This window comes from Citrobacter sp. Cpo037, from assembly GCF_030332945.1.
In the GTDB taxonomy this organism is placed as follows: domain Bacteria; phylum Pseudomonadota; class Gammaproteobacteria; order Enterobacterales; family Enterobacteriaceae; genus Citrobacter; species Citrobacter portucalensis.
In genome coordinates this window covers 53,887-75,628 of record NZ_JAOWGW010000025.1, presented here as the reverse complement: position 1 = coordinate 75,628, position 21,742 = coordinate 53,887, and the positions used below count along the sequence as shown (strand labels likewise).

General features: G+C 54.4%; 21 protein-coding genes. 12 read left to right on the top strand and 9 right to left on the bottom strand.

Going from position 1 to position 21,742, the window contains the following annotated elements; translation table 11 throughout:
- The first annotated feature begins 8 nt into the window (after nucleotides 1-8).
- The 5 genes from moaB to OGX94_RS01980 are packed head-to-tail and all read left to right on the top strand — an operon-like array spanning nucleotide 9 to nucleotide 2,447.
- Complete coding sequence (moaB, locus tag OGX94_RS02000) at nucleotides 9-521, top strand: molybdenum cofactor biosynthesis protein B (protein ID WP_003035187.1); 513 nt, start codon at nucleotides 9-11, stop codon at nucleotides 519-521.
- Nucleotides 522-523: 2 nt separating this feature from the next.
- A complete protein-coding gene (gene moaC, locus OGX94_RS01995) occupies nucleotides 524-1,009 on the top strand; it encodes a cyclic pyranopterin monophosphate synthase MoaC (RefSeq protein ID WP_003831529.1) in 486 nt (161 codons plus the stop codon).
- The gene (gene moaD, locus OGX94_RS01990; RefSeq protein WP_003831530.1) at nucleotides 1,002-1,247 is read left to right on the top strand and encodes a molybdopterin synthase sulfur carrier subunit; all 246 of its coding nucleotides are present in this window, start codon (nucleotides 1,002-1,004) and stop codon (nucleotides 1,245-1,247) included. Before moaC ends, moaD begins: the two co-directional genes overlap by 8 nt.
- Nucleotide 1,248: 1 nt before the next feature.
- Complete coding sequence (moaE, locus tag OGX94_RS01985) at nucleotides 1,249-1,701, top strand: molybdopterin synthase catalytic subunit MoaE (RefSeq protein WP_003831533.1); 453 nt, start codon at nucleotides 1,249-1,251, stop codon at nucleotides 1,699-1,701.
- A 41-nt stretch (nucleotides 1,702-1,742) separates the two neighbouring features.
- Nucleotides 1,743-2,447: a Bax inhibitor-1/YccA family protein gene (locus OGX94_RS01980; protein ID WP_003831536.1), complete on the top strand. Its 705-nt coding sequence runs from the start codon at nucleotides 1,743-1,745 to the stop codon at nucleotides 2,445-2,447.
- An 86-nt stretch (nucleotides 2,448-2,533) separates the two neighbouring features.
- Here OGX94_RS01980 and OGX94_RS01975 read toward each other — a convergent pair whose 3' ends face one another.
- From OGX94_RS01975 to OGX94_RS01965, 3 genes are read right to left on the bottom strand one after another with little or no spacing between them, the layout of a single operon-like run.
- Nucleotides 2,534-3,496 (bottom strand): lysylphosphatidylglycerol synthase domain-containing protein, encoded by a 963-nt coding sequence (locus OGX94_RS01975; RefSeq protein ID WP_257661516.1) that lies wholly within the window; start codon nucleotides 3,494-3,496, stop codon nucleotides 2,534-2,536.
- Nucleotides 3,496-4,737, bottom strand: coding sequence for a cardiolipin synthase ClsB (gene clsB, locus OGX94_RS01970; RefSeq protein WP_257661517.1), 1,242 nt, complete (start codon nucleotides 4,735-4,737; stop codon nucleotides 3,496-3,498). Before clsB ends, OGX94_RS01975 begins: the two co-directional genes overlap by 1 nt.
- Nucleotides 4,734-5,495, bottom strand: a complete 762-nt coding sequence (locus OGX94_RS01965; protein ID WP_126318751.1) for an endonuclease/exonuclease/phosphatase family protein — start codon at nucleotides 5,493-5,495, stop codon at nucleotides 4,734-4,736. Before OGX94_RS01965 ends, clsB begins: the two co-directional genes overlap by 4 nt.
- 131 nt (nucleotides 5,496-5,626) lie before the next feature.
- On the opposite strand from OGX94_RS01965, the gene OGX94_RS01960 reads away from it, so the two are divergent.
- A complete protein-coding gene (locus OGX94_RS01960; RefSeq protein ID WP_003831542.1) occupies nucleotides 5,627-6,037 on the top strand; it encodes a YbhQ family protein in 411 nt (136 codons plus the stop codon).
- Here OGX94_RS01960 and OGX94_RS01955 read toward each other — a convergent pair.
- The 5 genes from OGX94_RS01955 to cecR form a co-directional block, all read right to left on the bottom strand.
- Nucleotides 5,999-7,105 (bottom strand): ABC transporter permease, encoded by a 1,107-nt coding sequence (locus OGX94_RS01955; protein WP_003831543.1) that lies wholly within the window; start codon nucleotides 7,103-7,105, stop codon nucleotides 5,999-6,001. The genes OGX94_RS01960 and OGX94_RS01955 overlap by 39 nt on opposite strands.
- Before the next feature lie 115 nt (nucleotides 7,106-7,220).
- Nucleotides 7,221-8,354 carry an ABC transporter permease gene (locus OGX94_RS01950; RefSeq protein WP_286568573.1) on the bottom strand — a complete coding sequence of 378 codons (1,134 nt, stop codon included), beginning with the start codon at nucleotides 8,352-8,354 and terminating at the stop codon, nucleotides 7,221-7,223.
- Nucleotides 8,347-10,083, bottom strand: a complete 1,737-nt coding sequence (locus OGX94_RS01945) for an ATP-binding cassette domain-containing protein (protein WP_003831546.1) — start codon at nucleotides 10,081-10,083, stop codon at nucleotides 8,347-8,349. Before OGX94_RS01945 ends, OGX94_RS01950 begins: the two co-directional genes overlap by 8 nt.
- Nucleotides 10,076-11,071 carry a secretion protein HlyD gene (hlyD, locus tag OGX94_RS01940; protein WP_003831548.1) on the bottom strand — a complete coding sequence of 332 codons (996 nt, stop codon included), beginning with the start codon at nucleotides 11,069-11,071 and terminating at the stop codon, nucleotides 10,076-10,078. The genes OGX94_RS01945 and hlyD overlap by 8 nt, the downstream gene beginning before the upstream one ends.
- A complete protein-coding gene (gene cecR / locus OGX94_RS01935) occupies nucleotides 11,068-11,745 on the bottom strand; it encodes a transcriptional regulator CecR (protein WP_003831550.1) in 678 nt (225 codons plus the stop codon). The genes hlyD and cecR overlap by 4 nt, the downstream gene beginning before the upstream one ends.
- Before the next feature lie 221 nt (nucleotides 11,746-11,966).
- Between cecR and rhlE the strand changes: the two genes are divergently transcribed.
- Nucleotides 11,967-13,313, top strand: a complete 1,347-nt coding sequence (rhlE, locus tag OGX94_RS01930) for an ATP-dependent RNA helicase RhlE (RefSeq protein ID WP_197385115.1) — start codon at nucleotides 11,967-11,969, stop codon at nucleotides 13,311-13,313.
- Nucleotides 13,314-13,381: 68 nt separating this feature from the next.
- Here the strand turns inward: rhlE and OGX94_RS01925 are convergent, their stop codons facing one another.
- On the bottom strand, nucleotides 13,382-14,116 hold the full coding sequence (locus OGX94_RS01925) for a GntR family transcriptional regulator (RefSeq protein ID WP_003831553.1): 735 nt from the start codon (nucleotides 14,114-14,116) through the stop codon (nucleotides 13,382-13,384).
- A 203-nt stretch (nucleotides 14,117-14,319) separates the two neighbouring features.
- Here OGX94_RS01925 and OGX94_RS01920 point away from each other — a divergent pair, with 203 nt between their 5' ends.
- The 5 genes from OGX94_RS01920 to OGX94_RS01900 all read left to right on the top strand — a co-directional run bounded on the left by OGX94_RS01920 (nucleotide 14,320) and on the right by OGX94_RS01900 (nucleotide 21,700).
- A complete protein-coding gene (locus tag OGX94_RS01920) occupies nucleotides 14,320-15,672 on the top strand; it encodes a class-II fumarase/aspartase family protein (protein ID WP_286568570.1) in 1,353 nt (450 codons plus the stop codon).
- A 33-nt stretch (nucleotides 15,673-15,705) separates the two neighbouring features.
- A complete protein-coding gene (locus OGX94_RS01915) occupies nucleotides 15,706-17,127 on the top strand; it encodes a DASS family sodium-coupled anion symporter (RefSeq protein ID WP_003831557.1) in 1,422 nt (473 codons plus the stop codon).
- A gap of 177 nt (nucleotides 17,128-17,304) precedes the next feature.
- Nucleotides 17,305-19,455, top strand: coding sequence for an ATP-dependent DNA helicase DinG (gene dinG, locus OGX94_RS01910; protein ID WP_071445151.1), 2,151 nt, complete (start codon nucleotides 17,305-17,307; stop codon nucleotides 19,453-19,455).
- A 29-nt stretch (nucleotides 19,456-19,484) separates the two neighbouring features.
- Nucleotides 19,485-20,453 carry a DNA-binding protein YbiB gene (gene ybiB, locus OGX94_RS01905; protein ID WP_198578990.1) on the top strand — a complete coding sequence of 323 codons (969 nt, stop codon included), beginning with the start codon at nucleotides 19,485-19,487 and terminating at the stop codon, nucleotides 20,451-20,453.
- Nucleotides 20,454-20,614: 161 nt separating this feature from the next.
- Nucleotides 20,615-21,700, top strand: a complete 1,086-nt coding sequence (locus OGX94_RS01900; protein WP_003831560.1) for a malate/lactate/ureidoglycolate dehydrogenase — start codon at nucleotides 20,615-20,617, stop codon at nucleotides 21,698-21,700.
- Nucleotides 21,701-21,742 lie beyond the last annotated feature (42 nt).

The window sequence follows — 21,742 nt, the reverse complement described above, 5'->3', positions numbered from 1 at the left end:
AGTTTTTCATGAGTCAGGTAAGCGCTGAATTTATCCCGACACGCATTGCTATTCTTACTGTTTCCAACCGTCGCGGCGAAGAAGATGACACCTCCGGCCATTATCTGCGTGACTCGGCGCAAGAAGCGGGTCATCAGATTGTCGATAAGGCGATTGTCAAAGAGAACCGCTACGCCATCCGCGCCCAGGTTTCTGCCTGGATTGCCAGTGACGATGTACAGGTGGTGCTCATTACCGGTGGCACTGGCTTAACCGAAGGGGACCAGGCGCCGGAAGCGCTGCAACCGCTGTTCGACAGAGAAGTTGAAGGGTTTGGCGAAGTCTTCCGTATGCTGTCGTTTGAAGAGATTGGCACCGCGACGCTGCAATCCCGGGCGATTGCCGGGGTGGCCAATAAAACGCTGATTTTTGCCATGCCGGGTTCGACGAAAGCGTGTCGTACTGCCTGGGAAAATATCATTGCGCCGCAGCTTGATGCCCGTACGCGTCCGTGTAATTTCCACCCACATTTGAAGAAATAAGTATGTCGCAACTGACTCATATTAACGCCGCTGGCGAAGCGCATATGGTGGATGTCTCCGCCAAAGCGGAAACCGTACGCGAGGCGCGTGCAGAAGCATTCGTAACCATGCATAGCGAAACGCTGGCGATGATCATCGACGGCAGCCACCATAAAGGTGACGTTTTCGCCACGGCGCGTATTGCCGGTATTCAGGCTGCCAAACGGACCTGGGATCTTATCCCACTGTGTCACCCGCTGATGTTGAGCAAGGTCGAAGTCAATTTGCACGCCGAGCCGGAGCACAATCGCGTACGTATTGAAACGCTGTGTCGCCTGACCGGTAAAACCGGCGTTGAAATGGAAGCGTTAACGGCAGCCTCCGTGGCGGCATTGACCATCTACGATATGTGCAAAGCGGTACAAAAGGATATGGTGATTGGTCCGGTGCGTCTGCTGGCAAAAAGCGGCGGCAAATCGGGTGATTTTAAGGTGGATGCGCATGATTAAGGTTCTTTTCTTTGCTCAGGTACGGGAACTGGTGAACACCGATGCGTTAGAAGTTGCCGCCGAGTTTGCAACGGTAGAAGCGCTGCGCAAGCATCTGGCGGCGCAAAGCGATCGCTGGGCGCTGGCGCTGGAAGACGGCAAGCTGCTGGCGGCGGTGAATCAGACGCTTGTCAGTTTTGACCATCCTCTTAACGCGGGTGATGAAGTCGCTTTCTTCCCGCCGGTAACCGGAGGCTAAAATGGCTCAAACGCGAATTGTTGTTGGCCATGCGCCGTTCAGCGTCGGGGATGAGTATCCCTGGCTGGCAGAGCGCGATGAAGACGGCGCGGTCGTCACTTTCACCGGTAAAGTGCGCAATCACAATCTCGGTGACAGCGTGCAGGCGTTAACGCTGGAACACTATCCGGGAATGACCGAAAAAGCGCTGGCGGAGATTGTCGACGAAGCGCGTTCGCGCTGGCCACTGGGTCGGGTGACGGTGATTCATCGCATTGGCGAACTGTGGCCGGGTGACGAAATCGTGTTTGTTGGCGTGACCAGTGCGCATCGCAGCAGCGCATTTGATGCCGGGCAGTTCATTATGGATTACCTGAAAACCCGCGCGCCGTTCTGGAAACGCGAGGCTACGCCGGAAGGTGAGCGCTGGGTTGATGCCCGCGACAGCGATAAGCTAGCAGCAAAACGCTGGTAGAGTACAATTGTTGTAGGCTCATACTGATTCAGGAGATTGTCATGGACCGATTCCCACGATCCGATTCTATTGTACAGGCCCGTTCCGGTCTGCAAACGTATATGGCGCAGGTGTACGGCTGGATGACCTGCGGACTGTTGCTGACGGCGTTTATCGCCTGGTATGCGGCAAATACGCCCGCGGTGATGATGTTTGTCTTCTCCAGCAAAATCACCTTCTTTGGCCTGATCATCGCTCAACTGGCGCTGGTGTTCGTCCTGTCTGGCATGGTGCAAAGGCTGAGCGCGGGTATGGCGACCACGCTGTTTATGCTCTATTCGGCATTAACCGGGTTGACGCTATCAAGCATTTTTATCGTCTATACCTACTCGTCTATCGCCAGCACCTTCGTGGTCACTGGTGGGATGTTCGGGATCATGAGCTTGTATGGCTACACCACCAAGCGCGATCTGAGCGGCTTCGGCAATATGCTGTTCATGGCGCTGATCGGTATTGTGCTGGCCTCGCTGGTTAACTTCTGGCTGAAGAGCGAAGCGCTGATGTGGGCGGTGACCTATATCGGGGTGATTGTGTTTGTCGGTCTGACCGCCTATGACACGCAGAAGCTGAAAAATATCGGTGAGCAGATTGACCTGCGCGACAGCTCCAATCTGCGTAAATACGCGATTCTTGGGGCTTTAACGCTGTATCTGGACTTCATCAACCTGTTCCTGATGCTGCTGCGTATTTTCGGCAATCGTCGTTAATTGTCTGTTGCCGGATGCGGCTTAACGCCTTATCCGGCCTACTTTTGATACCAGGCGGTAGGCCGCATCCGGCACTATATGCACCATCATTTCGCCATCGTCTTCTCGTTCTTTGCCCGTAGCTTTTTCGCCCGACTCTCCAACAGCAAATAACACATCAGCGCCAGCAGTAGCGGAATAAAATAGTACAGCACGCGATACGCGAGCAGGGCAGCAATGATCGTGCCCTGAGACGTATTCTCTCCTGCCAGCAGCGCCATAAACACTGCCTCCAGCACGCCGATCCCCGCCGGAATATGCACAATCACCCCGGCAATACTGCTTACCAGCAGCACGCCCAGCACGAAGAAATAGTTGATGTTCTGGCCCAGCAACAACCAGATAATCGCCCCCATTACCATCCAGTTAGCCCCGGATATCGCCATTTGCGCGAGGGCAAATTTCCACGAGGGTAGCACCAGCTTTTGGCCCTTGATGGTGATGTGACGATGTTTAGCGAAAGCGCAAAACCACAGATAAACAACAATAATCATCAGCAGCGCTATGCCTAAAATGCGCAATGTGCCTTCATCGATATACCAGTGTGCGGGCAGTTCGACGACGCCGAAGGTAAATATAAAACCGCCCAGCAGAATATAGCCCAGCCAGTTTGTGGTTATGCTCAGCGAAAAAATCCGCGTTATTGTGCCCCCCGGCAACCCGAGACGCGAGTAGAGCCGATAACGCATCCCAATACCACCCACCCAGGTGCTTAACGTCAGGTTGAACGCGTAACAGATAAACGACACCAGCATGACCTGGCGTTTTGCCAGTTTGTGACCGCAGTAGTAGCGCCCGAGCAGATCATAACAGCCGTAAAGTAAATAACTGACGATCACCAACCCCACGGCGCTGAGCAGGGCGATCCGGTTGTAATCGTGAATTACCGTCCACACTTCCTGCCAGTTGACTTTGCTGGCATAAACAACCAGCAACACGATCACCGCAATAAAAAATAACCATGTGAGGATCTTTTTCGCTAACCGCCAGCGTCGGTGATTTTTTGCCATCAGGTTTTCCCTCCTGCATCCTCAGTTTGTATACGGTCCTGAGTTTCCAGAGCGGGCTGCGCGGGCGGCTCTATCTCGGCCAGATGCGGGGTATGCGCCGGAAGCCAGCCGACCAGCGCCGGGAAGTGGCGTAAAAAGTGGAAGGCCAACACGCTTTTAGTCAGGTTCCACCAGGTGCGTTTTGGCAGCATGGATTCATCAACCCGCTTGCAGTCCTGCGCAATAATAGGGTTCAGGTTGTCGCGCAGGGTCTGGTTAAACGTGCGGTCATGAATAATCAGATTCGCTTCCAGATTCAGCGACAGGCTCAGCGGATCAAGATTGCTGGATCCCACCGTCGCCCAGTGATCGTCCATCAGCGCCACTTTGCCATGCAGAGGTTTACGGCGGTATTCATAGACATGGACGCCACCTTTAACCAGATAGTTGTACAGCAGGCGGGCGCCCACTTTCACAATCGGCATATCCGGTTCACCCTGCACGATGAGTTTTACCCGAACGCCGCGTCGCGCCGCTTTACGCAGGGCATGCAGCAGACGATAACCGGGAAAGAAATAGGCATTGGCAATGATCACTTCCCGTCGGGCCTGGGTCAGCATTTTCAGATAGTGGCGTTCAATATCATCGCGATGCTCTTCGTTATCGCGCCAGACAAACAGCGCCTGCGCTTCGCCAGGGCGATGATTGTCGATTGCCCGGTGATGACGTCGCCACCAGCGTCGTACGGCGCTCTGTCCGGGCAAGTTTTCCAGCACGAATCTTAGGATGTCGGCTACGACTGGACCTTCAACGCGCACGGCGTAATCCTGTTTGGCCTCCGGGCCGTAATCAGACATATGTTCAGCGGAGTAATTGATGCCGCCGACAAAGGCAACATGGTCATCAATGACCACAATTTTTCGATGCATACGGCGAAAGAGATTGGTGCGCATACCGAACAGGCGTGGGCGCGGATCGTAGTAGCGGAAAACAATGCCGGCTACGGTCAGCTCTTCAACAAAACTGTCGCTCAGATCCGGCGAACCGTAGCCATCCAGCAGCACCTCTGCTTTGATGCCTCGCCGGGCGGCTTCGAGCAACGCGGCATGCAGCCGTTTTCCGACCGCATCTTCAAACCAGATAAAGGTCTCAAGGATAATTTTTTGCTCTGCCTGCTCAATGGCGTCAAAGACGGCGGGGTAGAATTGATCGCCATTTTCCAGCAGTTGAATTTGATTGCCTTCACGCCAGCCATATTTCATAAATGAATCTCCGCACTCAGGGGGGCATGATCTGACAAATGTCGCCAGTGACGCAGCGCCAGCGTCGTTGGGGTACTGGCATTCGCGTTTTTCACATAGATCCTGTCCAGGCGCAGCAGGGGAAACTGCACCGGAAAGGTTCGCGCCGGGCGGCCGTGGGCGCGGGTAAAAATCTCGTCAAGGCCAGCTTTGGCTTTCAACGGACGATTGGCCGTTTGCCGCCAGTCATTAAAATCTCCGGCAATCACTACGGGCTCCGCGTTGGGTAGGGCGTTAACCCAGTCTGCCAGCATAGAGAGCTGGGTCTGGCGGTGAGCTTCACGCAGGCCGAGATGTACACACATCACATGGATGGGGTGGGAGAGCATTGGCGGTACGATTCGGCAGTAAAGGACTCCGCGCTTTTCACTCGCGCCGACTGACACATCACGATTTTCATAATGCTCAATGGGATACCGCGACAGCACCGCATTACCATGATGTCCCTGCGGGTACACGGCGTTACGCCCGTAGGCGAAGTCGCTCCACATGGTGTCCGCCAGAAATTCGTAATGGCTGGTATCCGGCCAGTTATCAATGTGCAGCGAATGCGCTTCGTGTGCGCCCATGACTTCCTGCAGACATACAATGTCTGCACCAACCGTTCTGACGGCCTCCCGTAGCTCAGGCAAAATAAAACGCCGGTTGAAGGCGGTGAACCCTTTGTGAGTATTAATGGTGAGCACATTGAATGAAAATTGAACTCCCGATCCGCTCATGAGCCTCCCGATGGCGTCACTTCCTAAATAAAATAGTGTAGTCGTCGTCACAAAAAGATGCGGTGTTGCGGAATTTTCCGTAAAGTCCGGTACTCTGAACAATTAGTCGAAAATCCTTCAGGAGAATAGCCATGAGGTGGCAACAACGTGTTCGTGTCGCAACGGGTCTAAGTTGCTGGCAGATAGTGTTGCATTTACTGGTAGTGGCGTTGCTGGTAATGGGCTGGATGAGCGGCAGACTGGTGCATGTCGGCCTGGGATTGTGCGTCGTGTACGGCGTTACGGTTTTATTGATGCTGGCATTGCAACGTCACCACGAACAGCGCTGGCGCGACGTGGCTGATGTGCTGGAAGAGTTGACCACGACGTGGTATTTCGGTGCCGCAATGATCGTGCTGTGGCTGCTGTCGCGTGTGCTGCAAAACAACGTCTTGCTGGCACTGGCGGGGCTGGTAATCCTTGCCGGACCCGCCGTGGTCTCGCTGCTGGCGAAAGACAAAAAGCTACATCACCTTGCGTCTAAACATCGCATACGCCGCTGATCCGGTCGTGGCCGCTATCACCAACAGCGGCCACAAGCTTCCCCAGACAATCTTCAAACTCGCATCTTTCAGGTAAATTTGTTTCGTGATGTCCGTAAAATGGCGGATCGGGTTTATCCACGTCAGATTCTGCAACCAGACCGGCATGTTTTCGACCGGTGAGACGTAGCCCGAGAGTAAAATCGCCGGCATCATAAACACAAACACGCCGATAAACGCCTGCTGCTGGGTGGCGCACAGTGACGAAATCAGCAGACCAAAGCCAACCAGCGACAGCCCGTAAATCACCATTGTGAAATAGAACAGCCCCAATGAACCGGCAAACGGAATGTGATAAGCCCAGATACCGATCGCCAGCACAATGGTGGCCTGAAAAGTAGCCACAATGAGCGCGGGCACCGCTTTACCGATAAAAATCTGCCAGGTGGTCAGCGGGGAAACCAGCAGTTGATCCAGTGTGCCTTGCTCACGCTCGCGGGCAACCGAGAGCGAGGTGACGATCATTACGCCGATGGTGGTGATCATGGCGATCAGCGACGGAACCACAAACCATTTGTAATCCAGATTCGGGTTGTACCAGTTACGCACTACCAGCTCACTGTTGTTCGGTTTCGGCTTGCCGTCCATCAGCTCCTGCTGATACTCCTTAACGATTTGCTGCAGGTAATTCGCGGCAATTTGCGCGCTGTTGGAGTTTCGCCCGTCTAGGATAATCTGCATGGGTGCCTGCTGGAAGGTATCCAGATTACGCGAAAAATTGGCCGGGAAACGCACCAACAGCAGGGCTTTTTGCGTGTCGATGGTGGGCTGGATCTCCTGCGGGCTTTTCAGCAGCAGAACATGCGTAAAAGCGCTGGCGCGGGCGAAGCGCTGGGTAAGCTCAACCGAATGTTTACCGTTGTCTTCGTTATAGATAGCAATTGTGGCGTTGGTGACTTCCAGCGTTGCCGCGAACGGGAACAGGATAACCTGAATCAGCACCGGTAAAATCAGAATGGCTCGCGTCTGCGGTTCGCGTAATAGCGATTGCAGCTCTTTGCGAATTAATGTCCATAAGCGATGAAACATGCCCGTCCTCTCAGTCCAGTTTGTAGGCCTGATAAGCAAAGCGCATCAGGCATAATGCCGGATGGCGACGTGAACGCCTTATCCGGCCTACGGCTACAATTATCCATACACATATTTAATCCAGCCGACGTTTGGTTTTAAGCCACGTCAGGCCAATAAACATCACCGCCGAAGCGATTAAAAACAGCACGTTGATAATCAGCACCACCGGAATATTGCCCGCCAGGAACAGGCTTTGCAGGGTGCTGACGAAATAACGCGCCGGAATAATGTAGGTTACCGCCCGGATAATCGCGGGCATGCTGTCTATCTGGAAGATAAAACCCGATAACATAATCGAGGGCAGGAAGGCGGCGTTCAGCGCGACCTGCGCGGCGTTAAACTGGTTGCGGGTGATGGTGGAAATAAGCAACCCCATACCCAGCGTACTGAGCAGAAACAGGCTGGTAATTAAAAACAGGATCAGCAACGAGCCGCGGTAGGGCACGCCAAGAATAAACACCGACACCAGCATACACAGCAGCATCGCCAGCATGCCCAGAAAGTAATACGGGATCAGTTTGCACAGCAGTAGCTCGACGCGGGTGACTTCGGTAGACAGCAGCGCTTCCATGGTGCCGCGCTCCCATTCGCGCGCCACCACTAATGAGGTGAGGATGGCGCCAATCACCGTCATGATGATGGTGACCGCCCCGGGAATAATAAAGTGCTGGCTGATGGCCGCCGGGTTAAACCAGTAACGGGTCTGCACGTCGATCAATGGTTTGAACGATTCCCCACGATCTTCTGCCCGCTGTTGCTGCCAGATTTGCCAGATGCCTTCGACATAACCCTGCACAAAGTTGGCGGTATTGGGTTCGCTGCCGTCGGTGATCACCTGGATCGGTGCCACGTCATTGGGTCGTGCCATCTGCTGGGCAAAATCCACCGGGATCACCACCAGCCCGCGAATGCGCCCGGCCTGCATTTTCTCAATCAGTTCCTGGCGATTATCGCTGATGGTGGCGTCAATATACGGCGAACCGGTCATGGTATGGGTAAAATCCAGCGCCTCTTCGCTCTGCTGTTCGAGCAAAATCCCTACCCGCAGCTTGCTGGAGTCGAGGTTGATCCCGTAGCCGAAGATAAACAGCAGCAGCAGCGGGATCACCACCGCAATCAGCCAACTGCTGGGATCGCGGACGATCTGGCGCGTCTCTTTCACGCAAAGCGCACGTACGCGACGCCAGGAGAGAGCGGAGTTACTCATGCGTATGCTCCTTATCCCAGTCATTGATTAGCGTGATGAACGCCTGTTCCATGGTCGGGTCCGGCGTGTCGCTGTCGGCAGCCTGAGCCTTCAGGTCGTCTGGCGTACCGCTGGCAATCAGCTTGCCGCGATATACCAACCCGATGCGATCGCAGTATTCCGCCTCATCCATAAAGTGGGTGGTCACCATCACCGTGACGCCTTTTTCCACCATGCTGTTGATATGCAACCAGAACTCGCGGCGGGTGAGGGGATCGACCCCAGAAGTGGGTTCATCAAGGAACAGAATGTCGGGTTCATGCATCAGCGAGCAGGCCAGCGCCAGACGCTGCTTAAAGCCCAGCGGCAGTTCGTCGGTGGCGTGGGAGGCGATACTTTTCAGGCCAAATGCCTCGCTCATACGATCGATTTTCTCTTTCTGCGCCCGACCGCGCAGGCCGTAGACGCCGGAGAAAAAGCGGAGATTCTGTTCAACCGTCAGGTTACCGTACAGGGAGAATTTCTGCGCCATATAGCCCAGATGCTGACGCGCTTTGCCGGAGCTGACTTTCAGGTCCATATCCAGCACCAGCGCTTTGCCGGAAGTGGGGACCAGCAGGCCGCACATCATTTTAAAGGTGGTGGATTTGCCAGCGCCATTAGGGCCTAACAGACCAAAAATCTCGCCGCGCTGCACGGCAAAGTCTACGTGGTCGGTAGCGGCAAAATCGCCAAATTTCTTGGTCAACGCTTTGGCTTCGATCACCGTTTCACCAGGCGTGCCTTCCACGGTATGCAGGATAGCGCCCAGCGGGGACTCCGATGTTCCGGCTCCGCCGAGTAAATCGATAAAGGCATCTTCGAAGCGGGGGGCTGTTTCGTTGATGGTTATCTCCGGCATGCCGTCAGCGTTTTGGATCTGCTGAGCAGTAGCCTCTTTTTTCAGGATTAAACGGACGGATTTGCCCTGAATCATTCCGTCGCTGACCAGCGGCAGCTTTAACGCGCGTTGCAGCAGTCGGCGGTTGTTTTCCTGTGGACTGCTCATCAGGAAGCTACGACCCGCCATGGTTTGCGTAAGCTGAGTAGGATCGCCCTGGTATAACAGTTCACCTTCGTTCATCAGCAGCACATCACGGCATTGCTCTGCTTCATCCAGATACGACGTACTCCAGAGGATCAGCATGCCGTCCCCGGCCAGTTCGTGGACCATTTGCCACAGTTCGCGACGGGAAATAGGGTCGACACCCACGCCTGGCTCATCCAGCAGCAACACTTTGGGTTCGCCAACCAGCGTACAGGCAAGCCCGAGCTTCTGCTTCATGCCGCCAGAAAGCTTGCCCGCCAGTCGCCCGGTAAACGGCCCTAACGAGGTAAACTCCAGTAGTCGGGCAAAGGTTTTTTCTCGCGCTTCACCGGTGACGCTGCGTAAGTCGGCATAGAGATTGAGGTTCTCCATGACGGTTAAATCTTCGTACAGACCAAATTTCTGCGGCATATAGCCCAGCACCGCATGCAGCGCGCTGTCGTCTTTGATGGGGTCAAAACCAATCACCGCAGCACTTCCGGCATCAGGTTTTAATAATCCCGCCAGCATTCGCATCAGCGTGGTTTTGCCCGCGCCGTCAGGCCCGACAAGTCCGGTCACGTAGCCCGCATGAACGGTACAGTCGAGCGGGGCGACGGCCGGCTTTTCCATTCCGGCAAAGTTTTTCGTCAGCCCTTTAAGCGTAATGACGGCGTCATTCATGCCGTGCCTCATCGCCAAACTTAATCGTTACCGGCATTCCCTGGCGCAGCGAATCGTCCGCGTCGGTGACGACAATTCGCAGGCGATAAACCAGGTCGGTACGCAGGTCAGGAGTCTCGACCGTTTTCGGGGTAAATTCGGCGGTAGGAGAAACGAAGCCGATTTTGCCGTGATACGGTTTGTCCGGTCGGCCATCGGTATAGAGCAGGATCTCACGTCCTGGCTGCGCCTGGCTCAGATTTCGTTCGTCAACGTAAGCACGAACCCAAACCGGACGCGTGAGCGACAGCGTCAGTACTGTGCCCCCTTCGTTCAGCATGCTGCCGGGTTCAACCGCACGGGTGAGAAGCGTGCCGTCAGACGGCGAGGTCAGCGTGGTGTCATGCAAATTAAGCTCTGCCTGTGCCAGCTCGGCCTGAGCTTGTTCGAGCGTGGCTTTCGCCTGCTCGATGTCCTGCACACGATTACCGCTGCGATATTGCGTGAGTTTATCCTGTGCGGATTTAAGCGAAGCTAACGCCTGATCGCGAGATGAACGGGCGTTTTCCAGATCGTTGGCAGAAATGGTGCGGCTTTTCCACAATCCGACCTGCCGATTGTAAAAGTTCTGCGCGTAATCATAGGCGGCCTGCGCCTGTTTGACTGCTGCCGCGGTTTGCGCGATCTCTTCTTCGCGATACCCTGCCAGCATCAGATCGTATTGTGCCTGTGCGGCGGCAACGTTGGCTTTTGCCTGCATCAATGCGTTTTCATACGGTGCGCGGTCCAGTTCACCCAGCACCTGACCGGCGGTAATGGCATCGCCTTCGTCAACCGCCAGCGAGGCCAGCCTGCCGCCGACGCGAAAACTCAGGTTGACGCTACGGATATCGACATTGCCGTACAGTGTTAAACCATTATCTTGCCGACTTTGATACCACCACGTTCCACCGGCAATCACGGCAACGAGGGCCGCGATAACCAGCCCGAGAACGACAGGTTTTTTCATGACTCCAGACTCCTTTGCGTTAAACCTTGCAGAATAAGATCGATGTGACAGGTGATCGTTTGGTCAATCAGCGCGGTTTTATCCTCATCAAATTGTGACCAGCCCGTACGCAACAGAATGGTTTCTTTCCCCAGACGAAAAGCCAGCACCTCGCCGAGAATGGCGTGGGTGTGCAGAATCATTTGGGTATCATTGGCATCGCCGCCCGTATAGGCGGCAATCAGGCGCGTCAGATGTGTATGCAGCGGATTGATAACCTGGTCGTGCACCAGTTGATAAGCCGCGGTGGGGGAAAGCTGTTCACGCGAGATAAATTTGCTCAGGTTAACGGTGTCGTCCTGAGTTAACAGCATGATCATATTTTTGCAGGCGCGCAGGATCAGTTCGCGCATCGCGCCACGGTCCGGCTCTGGTTGGGCGAATAAACGCTCGGCCTCTTCAGCGTGCGGGCGAAACTGTGCACCGATAAAATCCGCAATCCACTGGGCGCAGGCGAGATATAAATCCTCTTTTGAGCCAAAATAGTAGGTGATAGCCGCAATGTTTTGCCCGGCCTGTGCAGCGATATCGCGCGTCGTGGCGTGCAGACCATACTCGCCGAATTGCGCCAATGCGGCGGCAATGAGCTGGTTCTTCGCCTGTTCACCTTTGGTTGTCATGGTGGGTGTATTCATGGCACGACTCTGATCTTAATCAATCGATTGATTAAGATTATGACTGATGTGTAGCCTTGTCCAGTCCGGAGCGTTATTTTCCAGTGAAGGGATAATTTATGCGGCACATCACAAAAACTGCTACACTCCGCCCCTTCATGACATTGTGGTTTTTGTCATCTCTATTGTATGTATCTCCCTGAAAACGACACCGGTAACGGTCAGGGCGGTTCGGAGTTGTTATGTCTTTTGATTCCCTTGGTTTAAACCCTGAAATTTTACGTGCCGTTGCCGAGCAGGGTTACCGTGAACCTACCCCTATTCAGCAGCAGGCTATTCCTGCCGTGCTGGAAGGCCGCGATCTGATGGCCAGCGCCCAGACCGGTACGGGGAAAACGGCAGGATTTACCTTGCCGCTGTTGCAGCACCTGATCACCAATCAGCCGCATGGTAAAAGCCGCCGTCCGGTTCGTGCGCTGATCCTCACGCCAACCCGCGAACTGGCGGCCCAGATTGGCGAAAACGTCCGTGATTACAGTAAGTATCTGAATATTCGCTCGCTGGTGGTTTTCGGTGGCGTCAGTATTAACCCGCAGATGATGAAGCTGCGTGGCGGCGTAGATGTGCTGATCGCCACTCCGGGTCGTTTGCTCGATCTGGAACACCAGAATGCGGTGAAACTGGATCAGGTTGAGATCCTGGTACTGGATGAAGCTGACCGCATGCTGGATATGGGCTTTATTCACGATATTCGTCGCGTTCTGGCAAAACTGCCGGCAAAACGTCAGAACCTGCTGTTCTCGGCAACGTTCTCTGATGACATTAAATCGCTGGCCGAAAAACTGTTGCACAACCCGCTGGAAATTGAAGTGGCGCGTCGTAATACCGCGTCAGAGCAGGTTACTCAGCACGTTCATTTCGTTGATAAAAAACGTAAACGTGAACTGCTGTCGCAGATGATTGGTCAGGGCAACTGGCAGCAGGTGCTGGTGTTTACCCGTACCAAACATGGCGCGAACCATCTGGCAGAGCAGCTGAATAAAGACGGCATCCGCAGTGCGGCTATCCACGGTAATAAATCTCAGGGTGCGCGTACGCGTGCGCTGGCTGATTTTAAATCCGGTGATATTCGCGTGCTGGTAGCGACCGATATTGCCGCGCGTGGTCTGGACATTGAAGAGTTACCGCACGTGGTGAACTACGAGCTGCCAAATGTCCCGGAAGACTACGTGCACCGCATTGGTCGTACCGGTCGTGCGGCCGCTACCGGCGAAGCGTTGTCTCTGGTGTGCGTCGATGAACACAAGCTGTTGCGTGATATCGAGAAGTTGCTGAAAAAAGAGATCCCGCGTATTGCAACGCCAGGCTACGAGCCAGATCCGTCCATTAAAGCTGAGCCGATCCAGAACGGTCGCCAGCAGCGTGGCGGCGGCGGTGGTCGTGGGCAGGGCGGAGCAGGGCGTGGCCAGCAGCCGCGTCGTCAGGATGGCGGTGCGCCAAAAGCGAAACCGCGTAGCGGAGAAGGCAAACCGGTAGGCGATAAGCCTCGTCCACCGCGCCGTCCGCGCAAACCGTCTGCAGCACAGTAATTCACCTTGCTGTATGGCAGTATAAACACGCTATCCGGCCTACACACTGTGTAGACCGGATAGGTCAATCACTCCCCCGAACTTTGTGATTTCAGCACGATTGAGCAGGTATATCGTCCTGCCGGGTGAATCGAAATCGTCGTCTCAAATACTTTCCCGTCCCTGTCCAGATAACGACGCACGATTCTCATCGCTGGCGAATCAGGTGCTACATTGAGAATCTTTGCCACCTTTTTGGGCACGCCGACAGCCGTAATGGTCTGATGCACCTCATGGCTTTTAATACCGTAATGCGTTTCGATCAAATCGCTGATTAACGAGTGTGGGTCGTCACGGATGTACGTACGCAGTTTGGCGTAATCCGTGCTGGCATAACTGTCCGTCCAGCAGATTGGCGCGTCGGGGTTTTGCGCATCTTCGCGAGTGCTGGCAATGTGCAGCCAACGGGAACCGGGCGGGCAGCCAATCATCTGGGACAACTCTATGTCCGCCACAATCTCATCGATTTTCTTGATGACGCGCAGATTGTTTTTGGCCAGCAGCAACAGATCCTCAAGATGCGATAGCGGGTGATTGACGCCGTTAGCCTTAGGTTCGCAAACGCGGGTTCCCGCGCCTTTACGCCGTGATATCAGACCTTGCTCTGTTAATTCCCTTAACGCCTCACGCATGGTGTGGCGGCTGACCTGCCATGTTTCGCACAGTTCCATTTCCGTAGGAAACAGCGAACCGGGGGCAAAAGTTCCCACCGCAATTTGCTGCGCCAGTTCACGTGCTATTCGCTTGTACAGAGATTCTTTCATCGCAGTTTCATCAAAATATTAGTGATCTTTATCACGAAAATTTGTACGGACTATTCCCTACATTTCTTATGAATACTATTAATGTCCGTACATTCAAATGTACGGACATTTGTTTATGTCTGGACATTTGTGGCGGCATTTGAATATCCAACAAACTGCCGTAAACACGCATCTTATCATTATCAGATTTTCCAGGGGGATTTATGGCTTCGAATGTACTTGATTCTGTTCTGTTCAGGGATTTTTTCGGCACACCGGCGATGCGCGCGGTGTTTGACGATCGTGAGCTGGTGCGCAAATACGTGGAAGTGGAAGTGGCATTAGCCAAAGCCCAGGCACGCTGCGGTGTGATACCCGAGGCTGCGGCGCAGGAAATCGCAGAAAAATGTAATGCTGACACGCTCGATTTTGATTTATTGCGCCATGAAACCGAAATTGTGGGTTATCCGATCCTACCGCTGGTGCACCAGATTTCTAAACAGGCTGGCGAGTCCGGTGGTTATGTGCACTGGGGGGCCACCACTCAGGACATTATGGACACCGCAGTGGTTCTGCAAATTCGTGATGCTTTTGCGCTCATTGAGTCCGATATGGACAAACTCCGCGCCACGCTGGCCGATCTTTCACGCCGCTACCGTGATACGCCGATGGCCGGGCGAACCCATTTACAACAGGCTTTGCCCGTGACCTTTGGCTACAAAACTGCCATCTGGCTGGATATGTTTGAACGCCACGCGGAACGTCTTACCCAGGCGCGTCCTCGTGTATTGGTCGGCGAATTTGCGGGGGCAGCCGGTACGCTGGCATCACTGGGGTATAAAGGCCTCGTGGTACAAAAAGCGATGATGGAAGAGCTTGGGCTAAATGTCCCAACATCCACCTGGCACGTCGCGCGTGATGGTTTTGCCGAAGCGGTGAACCTGTTAGCGGTGATTACCGGGTCGCTGGGCAAGATTGCCTACGACGTAATGCTGCTGGCAGCAAACGAGTTTGGCGAACTGTATGAGCCGTTTGTTAAAGGGCGTGGCGCCAGCAGTACCATGCCGCAGAAACGCAACCCTATTTCCAGTGAGCTGATGCTGGCCTGTGCCAAAGGCGTTCGCCAACAGGCAGGGTTGATGCTTGATGCGATGGTGCAAGATCTGGAGCGCGCAACCGGGCCGTGGCATGCCGAATGGATTGCTATCCCAGAAAGTTTCGTTCTCAGCGCGGGGGCATTGCATCAGGCCAACTTTATGCTGGCGGGGCTGGTGGTCGATGAAGAGGCGATGAAACGTAACCTCGGCATGACTAACGGATTGATTGTGGCTGAAGCGGTCATGATGGGGTTGGCTCCGTATATTGGTCGTCAGGATGCACATGACGTGGTGTATGACGCCTGTCGTATCGTCAACGAACAAGGTGGACGATTGGCTGATGTGCTGAATGCGATGCCATCTGTCTCTGAACGACTGGACCCACAGTTGATTGAAAAACTGACCGACCCAGCAAATTACCTTGGAATGGCACCGGCGATGGTGGATCAGGTATTAGCAAGATACATGTCGCGGAAATGAATGCTCTCGGGCTAACGGAATAAGGATATTTTTATGTCAACGAATTCTGTCACGGGAAAATCCATTCTGTCGTTCCTGATACCGCTGGCGATAGGCGCGATCATTTGGTTTTATCCTGTTCCTGATGGTCTAACGCCTCAGGCCTGGCATATGTTCGCGATATTTGCCGCGACCATTGCCGCCATTCTCACTCAGCCGCTCCCTTCGGGGGCGGTGATGTTGATTGCACTTTGCGTGGTTATTTTCACCAAAACGTTACCAGAGGCAAAGGCGCTGTCAGGGTTTGCGTCCGGTACGGTATGGCTCATTTTCTGCGCCTACGTCTTGTCTCTGGGGTTTGTGACGTCAGGACTGGGGAAACGTATTGCGTATAAAATGTTATCGCTCTTTGGCGGCAGCAGCCTGGGTATTGCTTACTCACTGGGGGTTTCCGATCTGATTATGGCCCCGGCAATGCCGTCAGTAACTGCGCGGTCCGGGGGCATAATTTTTCCCATCACGCGTTCCATCAATGATGTGTTGGGCTCCGCTCCAGGGGTAACGGGCAAACGTATTGGCGATTTCTTAACCATGGTGTGCTTCCAGTTTACGCCGATTACCGGGGCGATATTTCTCACCGGGATGGCGGCGAATCCGCTGGTAGCGAGCCTGGCGAAATCGTCATTGGGTATGGAGATAACCTGGGGCGGATGGTTTATTTCCGCAGTAGTCCCTGCGATGGTTTGTTTCTGTCTGATGCCGCTACTGGTCTATAAATTATTGGATCCTGAGCTTAAGCGTACGCCAGAGGCAAAAGCGATGGGTAAGCAGGCGCTCGGTGAGCTCGGTTCGATGAGCAGCAACGAGAAAAAGGTCGCGTTTGGTTTTGTGCTGGCGCTGGTTGGCTGGGGCACCAGTTTGATTACTGGATTGTCTGCCACATCTGTCGGGCTGGGGCTGGCTGCTTATCTGTTTGCTTCGGGTGCTGTTAGCTGGAAAAGTTTGCTTAATGACCATGCAGCCTGGGATACGGTTATCTGGTTTAGCGTCATTATTAGCCTTGCGACCGGACTTGCCGATCTGGGTTTTATTAAATGGATGACAATAAAGTTAGGCAGCGGTATTCAAGGGTTTGGTGCGATTGAGTCCTTTATTGTGCTGGGGATCCTTTACATTTACGTCCACTATCTCTTTGCTACGGCTACCGGGCACGTAGCTGCGCTGTATGCTCCTTTCGCGGCCACGGCGATAGCTGCGGGTGCACCGCCGATGATGGTTGCTATTTGCTTCGGTATCTTTAGTAATCTGATGTGGGGGAATACCGAGTATGGTGGCGGACCTGGTCCTATTTATTTTGCCCAGGGCTATTTTGAACGACCGCGTTTTTACAAAATTAACCTCTGTGTGGTAACGGCAAATGTGATTATCATTTTTGCAGTGGGCATGCTGTGGTGGAAGCTGCTGGGATACTATTAACCGACACGTTTATTCGGCCTGCAATGTACCTGACTGTAGGCCGGATAAGGTGTAAGCCGCCATCCGGTAATTTAAGCCAGAGCTGCGAAGCGCTTTCCAGAATGGGGGAAAAAGGTACATCCAACGCCTGAAATGTGCCACAATAGTGGCTGTTTATACAGTATTTCAGGTTTTCTCATGGCACTTACGGCTGCGCTAAAAGCGCAAATCGCCGCCTGGTACAAGGCGCTTCAGGAACAGATCCCCGACTTTATCCCCCGTGCGCCGCAGCGGCAGATGATTGCTGACGTCGCGAAAACGCTCTCCGGGGAAGAAGGGCGACATCTGGCGATTGAAGCACCGACCGGGGTGGGGAAAACCCTGTCGTATCTGATCCCCGGTATTGCCATCGCGCGTGAAGAACAAAAAACGCTGGTGGTCAGTACCGCCAACGTCGCTTTGCAGGACCAGATCTACAGCAAAGATTTACCGCTGCTGCGCAAAATTATCCCCGACCTGCGTTTTACCGCTGCGTTTGGTCGCGGACGCTATGTCTGCCCGCGTAACTTAGCGGCGCTGGCCAGCACTGAACCCAATCAGCAGGATCTGCTGGCTTTTCTCGACGATGACCTGACGCCCAACAACCAGGAAGAACAAAAGCGCTGTGCCAGGCTAAAAGGCGATCTCGACAGCTACAAGTGGGACGGGCTGCGCGATCACACCGATATCGCTATCGACGACGGACTCTGGCAGCGTCTGAGCACCGATAAAGCCAGCTGTCTGAATCGCAACTGTCACTACTATCGTGAATGCCCTTTTTTTGTCGCCCGCCGGGAGATTCAGGAAGCTGAAGTGGTCGTGGCTAATCATGCGCTGGTAATGGCGGCCATGGAAAGCGAAGCCGTTTTGCCGGAGCCGAAAAATCTACTGCTGGTACTTGATGAAGGCCACCATTTGCCGGATGTCGCGCGCGATGCGCTGGAGATGAGCGCAGAAATCAGCGCTCCCTGGTATCGACTGCAGTTGGATCTATTTTGCAAATTAGTGGCTACCTGCCTGGAGCAGTTTCGCCCGAAGACCACGCCGCCACTGGCAAATGCCGAGCGTCTGAACGGTCACTGTGAGGAGCTGTATGAGCTGATTTCATCGCTCAATAACATTCTTAATCTGTATATGCCCGCTACCCAGGAGGCAGAACACCGCTTCGCGATGGGCGAATTGCCTACGGAAGTGATGGAGATTTGTCAGCGTCTGGCAAAGCTAACAGAAATGCTGCGCGGTCTGGCGGAACTGTTCCTCAACGATCTCAGCGAAAAAACCGGCACTCACGATATCGTGCGTCTGCATCGGGTTATTTTGCAGATGAACCGGGCGCTTGGCATGTTTGAGGCGCAAAGCAAACTGTGGCGGCTGGCATCGCTCGCGCAGTCGTCAGGTGCACCGGTAAGTAAATGGGCGACGCGCGAGGTGCGTGACGGGCAGATCCACGTCTGGTTCCACTGCGTGGGGATTCGTGTGAGCGATCAGCTAGAACGACTGCTGTGGCGTAGCGTCCCGCATATTATTGTCACTTCCGCAACGCTGCGCTCGCTCAACAGCTTCTCGCGTTTGCAGGAGATGAGCGGTCTGAAGGAAAAAGCAGGAGACCGGTTTGTCGCGCTGGATTCACCGTTTAATCACGTTGAACAGGGCAAAATCGTCATTCCGCAAATGCGCTATGAACCGTTAATTGATAACGAAGAGCAGCATATCGCGGAAATGGCCGCCTATTTTCGTGAACAGCTGGAGAGTAAAAAGCATCAGGGCATGCTGGTACTCTTTGCCAGCGGTCGGGCGATGCAGCGTTTTCTTGAGCACGTTACCGATTTGCGCCTGCTGTTGTTGGTGCAGGGCGATCAGCCGCGCTACCGTCTGGTGGAGTTGCACCGCAAACGGGTGACCAACGGCGAGCGCAGCGTGCTGGTTGGGCTGCAATCTTTTGCTGAAGGTCTGGACTTGAAAGGCGATCTGCTGACTCAGGTGCATATTCACAAAATTGCTTTTCCGCCTATCGACAGTCCGGTGGTGATCACCGAGGGCGAGTGGTTGAAAAGCCTGAACCGCTACCCCTTCGAGGTGCAGAGCCTGCCTGCGGCGTCGTTCAATTTGATCCAGCAGGTTGGGCGACTCATCCGTAGCCATGGCTGCTGGGGAGAAGTGGTTATTTATGACAAGCGTTTATTGACCAAAAGCTATGGCAAGCGTTTACTGAACGCGTTACCCATATTTCCGATAGAGCAACCTGCTGTGCCAGACGTTATAGTAAAACCAAAAGAAAAAGCGAAACCCACGCGCCGCCGTCGGCGTTAACGATGCGAGCAACAGGCAAGGAGTTATCGATGGATTACCGCAAAATCATTAAAGAGATTGGGCGAGGAAAAAATCACGCGCGTGACCTGGACAAGGATACCGCTCGCGGACTGTATACCCATATGATGAACGGCGACGTACCTGACCTCGAGATGGGCGGGGTACTGATTGCGCTACGTATCAAGGGCGAAGGTGAAGCGGAGATGCTGGGCTTTTACGAAGCGATGCAAAACCACACCATTCGCCTGACTCCGCCGGTAGCCAAACCCATGCCGATTGTCATTCCCAGCTACAATGGTGCGCGCAAGCAGGCGAATTTGACTCCGCTGCTGGCGATTTTATTGCATAAACTTGGCTTCCCGGTGGTGGTGCACGGCGTCAGTGAGGATCCGACCCGCGTGCTGACTGAAACCATTTTCGAACTGATGGGAATTACGCCAACGCTGCATGCCGGGCAGGCGCAGGCAAAGCTGGATGGTCATGAGCCGGTGTTTATTCCGGTGAGCGCGCTGTGCCCTCCGCTGGAGAAACAGCTGGCGATGCGCTGGCGCATGGGTGTGCGTAACAGTGCGCACACGCTGGCTAAATTAGCCACGCCGTTTGCTGAAGATGCCGCGCTGCGTCTTTCCAGCGTGTCCCACCCGGAATACGTTTCGCGCGTGGCGAAGTTCTTCGGCGATATCGGTGGGCGCGGCCTGTTGATGCATGGTACCGAGGGCGAAGTGTATGCCAACCCGCAGCGTTGCCCGCAGATAAGCCTGATCGATTCATCCGGTGTGCGAGTGCTACAAGACCGACAGAGCGAGATGCCTGACGAGCCGGTACCGCTACCGGTAGCAAAAGACCCGGAAACCACCGCGCGCTGGATTGAGCGTTGTCTGGCTGGCAGCGAGCCTGTTCCGGCATCGTTGAAAATCCAGATGGCCTGCTGCCTGGTGGCAACCGGTGAGTCCGTCTCACTGGCTGAAGGACTTGCCCGCGTCGAGCAAAGTTTCTAAACCATTTGTTATCCCGACGGGCCTGTTGCCTGGCCTGTCGGTTCTCTCTTTTCGGCAATGTGAAATTTCTGCACGTTTATTGACCTCCAGCGCACCGTGGCGCAGCATAGTTTGTTGAAAAATAAGAAACACAACAAACACGCGACACAAAGGAGATAACAATGAACAGTGGACATCGCTTCCATGTGCCAACGCTGCACGCCTTTATCCAGGCCGTTTTTCATCAGATGGGAAGCAATGATCAGGAGGCGCGGCTGGTGGCCGACCATCTGATAGCCTCTAACCTCGCCGGTCACGACTCCCATGGCATCGGTATGATCCCAAGCTATATTCGCTCATTCTCGCAGGGGCATCTGCAGATCAACCGTCATGCCAAAGTGGTAAAAGATGCGGGGGCGGTGATTACGCTTGACGGCGACTGTGCGTTTGGTCAGGTGGCGGCGCACGAGGCAATAACGCTTGGAATCGAAAAGGCGCGTCAGTACGGAATCGCCGCTGTGGCATTACATAATTCGCACCATATCGGCCGTATTGGCTACTGGGCGGAGCAATGTGCGGCAGCAGGTTTTGTCTCGGTGCATTTTGTGAATGTGGTGGGGATCCCGATGGTCGCACCGTTTCATGGCCGCGATAGCCGTTTTGGCACCAATCCCTTCTGCGTCGTATTCCCGCGCAAAAATACCTTCCCACTGTTGCTGGACTATGCAACCAGCGCCATCGCGTTTGGCAAAACCCGTGTGGCATGGCATAAGGGCGAGCCGGTGGCTCCAGGATGCCTGATTGATGTGGCGGGTGTGCCCACTACCGATCCTGCGGTAATGCAGGTTTCTCCGCTGGGGTCGTTGCTGACCTTTGCCGAGCACAAGGGGTATGCGCTGGCGGCGATGTGCGAAATTATGGGCGGTGCGCTTTCTGGCGGTAAAACCACACATGAAGAGAGCCTGCAGACCAGCGCGGACGCCATCATTAACTGTATGACCACCATCATTATGAATCCACAACTGTTCGGCGCGCCGGACTGCGACAACCAGGTCGCGGCATTTGCTGAGTGGGTGAAAGCGTCCCCGCATGCTGAAGATGCCCCGATCCTGTTGCCTGGGGAGTGGGAGGTGAATACTCGCGAGGAACGGCTGGAACACGGTATTCCGCTGGATGCCGGAAGCTGGCAAGCGATTTGTGAGGCGGCACTGCAAATTGGGATGCCAGACACCGTGTTGCAGGAATTCTGTCAACGGCTGGAAAAATAGGCAAAAAAAAGCCCGTCTAGTGGCGGACGGGCAAACAAAGGG

Excerpts from the sequence above, each read along its gene's own strand:
- moaB (WP_003035187.1), top strand. The coding sequence starts at position 9 with ATGAGTCAGGTAAGCGCTGAATTTATCCCGACACGCATTGCTATTCTT.
- moaC (WP_003831529.1), top strand. The coding sequence starts at position 524 with ATGTCGCAACTGACTCATATTAACGCCGCTGGCGAAGCGCATATGGTG.
- moaD (WP_003831530.1), top strand. The coding sequence starts at position 1,002 with ATGATTAAGGTTCTTTTCTTTGCTCAGGTACGGGAACTGGTGAACACC.
- moaE (WP_003831533.1), top strand. The coding sequence starts at position 1,249 with ATGGCTCAAACGCGAATTGTTGTTGGCCATGCGCCGTTCAGCGTCGGG.
- OGX94_RS01980 (WP_003831536.1), top strand. The coding sequence starts at position 1,743 with ATGGACCGATTCCCACGATCCGATTCTATTGTACAGGCCCGTTCCGGT.
- OGX94_RS01975 (WP_257661516.1), bottom strand. The coding sequence starts at position 3,496 with ATGGCAAAAAATCACCGACGCTGGCGGTTAGCGAAAAAGATCCTCACA.
- clsB (WP_257661517.1), bottom strand. The coding sequence starts at position 4,737 with ATGAAATATGGCTGGCGTGAAGGCAATCAAATTCAACTGCTGGAAAAT.
- OGX94_RS01965 (WP_126318751.1), bottom strand. The coding sequence starts at position 5,495 with ATGAGCGGATCGGGAGTTCAATTTTCATTCAATGTGCTCACCATTAAT.
- OGX94_RS01960 (WP_003831542.1), top strand. The coding sequence starts at position 5,627 with ATGAGGTGGCAACAACGTGTTCGTGTCGCAACGGGTCTAAGTTGCTGG.
- OGX94_RS01955 (WP_003831543.1), bottom strand. The coding sequence starts at position 7,105 with ATGTTTCATCGCTTATGGACATTAATTCGCAAAGAGCTGCAATCGCTA.
- OGX94_RS01950 (WP_286568573.1), bottom strand. The coding sequence starts at position 8,354 with ATGAGTAACTCCGCTCTCTCCTGGCGTCGCGTACGTGCGCTTTGCGTG.
- OGX94_RS01945 (WP_003831546.1), bottom strand. The coding sequence starts at position 10,083 with ATGAATGACGCCGTCATTACGCTTAAAGGGCTGACGAAAAACTTTGCC.
- hlyD (WP_003831548.1), bottom strand. The coding sequence starts at position 11,071 with ATGAAAAAACCTGTCGTTCTCGGGCTGGTTATCGCGGCCCTCGTTGCC.
- cecR (WP_003831550.1), bottom strand. The coding sequence starts at position 11,745 with ATGAATACACCCACCATGACAACCAAAGGTGAACAGGCGAAGAACCAG.
- rhlE (WP_197385115.1), top strand. The coding sequence starts at position 11,967 with ATGTCTTTTGATTCCCTTGGTTTAAACCCTGAAATTTTACGTGCCGTT.
- OGX94_RS01925 (WP_003831553.1), bottom strand. The coding sequence starts at position 14,116 with ATGAAAGAATCTCTGTACAAGCGAATAGCACGTGAACTGGCGCAGCAA.
- OGX94_RS01920 (WP_286568570.1), top strand. The coding sequence starts at position 14,320 with ATGGCTTCGAATGTACTTGATTCTGTTCTGTTCAGGGATTTTTTCGGC.
- OGX94_RS01915 (WP_003831557.1), top strand. The coding sequence starts at position 15,706 with ATGTCAACGAATTCTGTCACGGGAAAATCCATTCTGTCGTTCCTGATA.
- dinG (WP_071445151.1), top strand. The coding sequence starts at position 17,305 with ATGGCACTTACGGCTGCGCTAAAAGCGCAAATCGCCGCCTGGTACAAG.
- ybiB (WP_198578990.1), top strand. The coding sequence starts at position 19,485 with ATGGATTACCGCAAAATCATTAAAGAGATTGGGCGAGGAAAAAATCAC.
- OGX94_RS01900 (WP_003831560.1), top strand. The coding sequence starts at position 20,615 with ATGAACAGTGGACATCGCTTCCATGTGCCAACGCTGCACGCCTTTATC.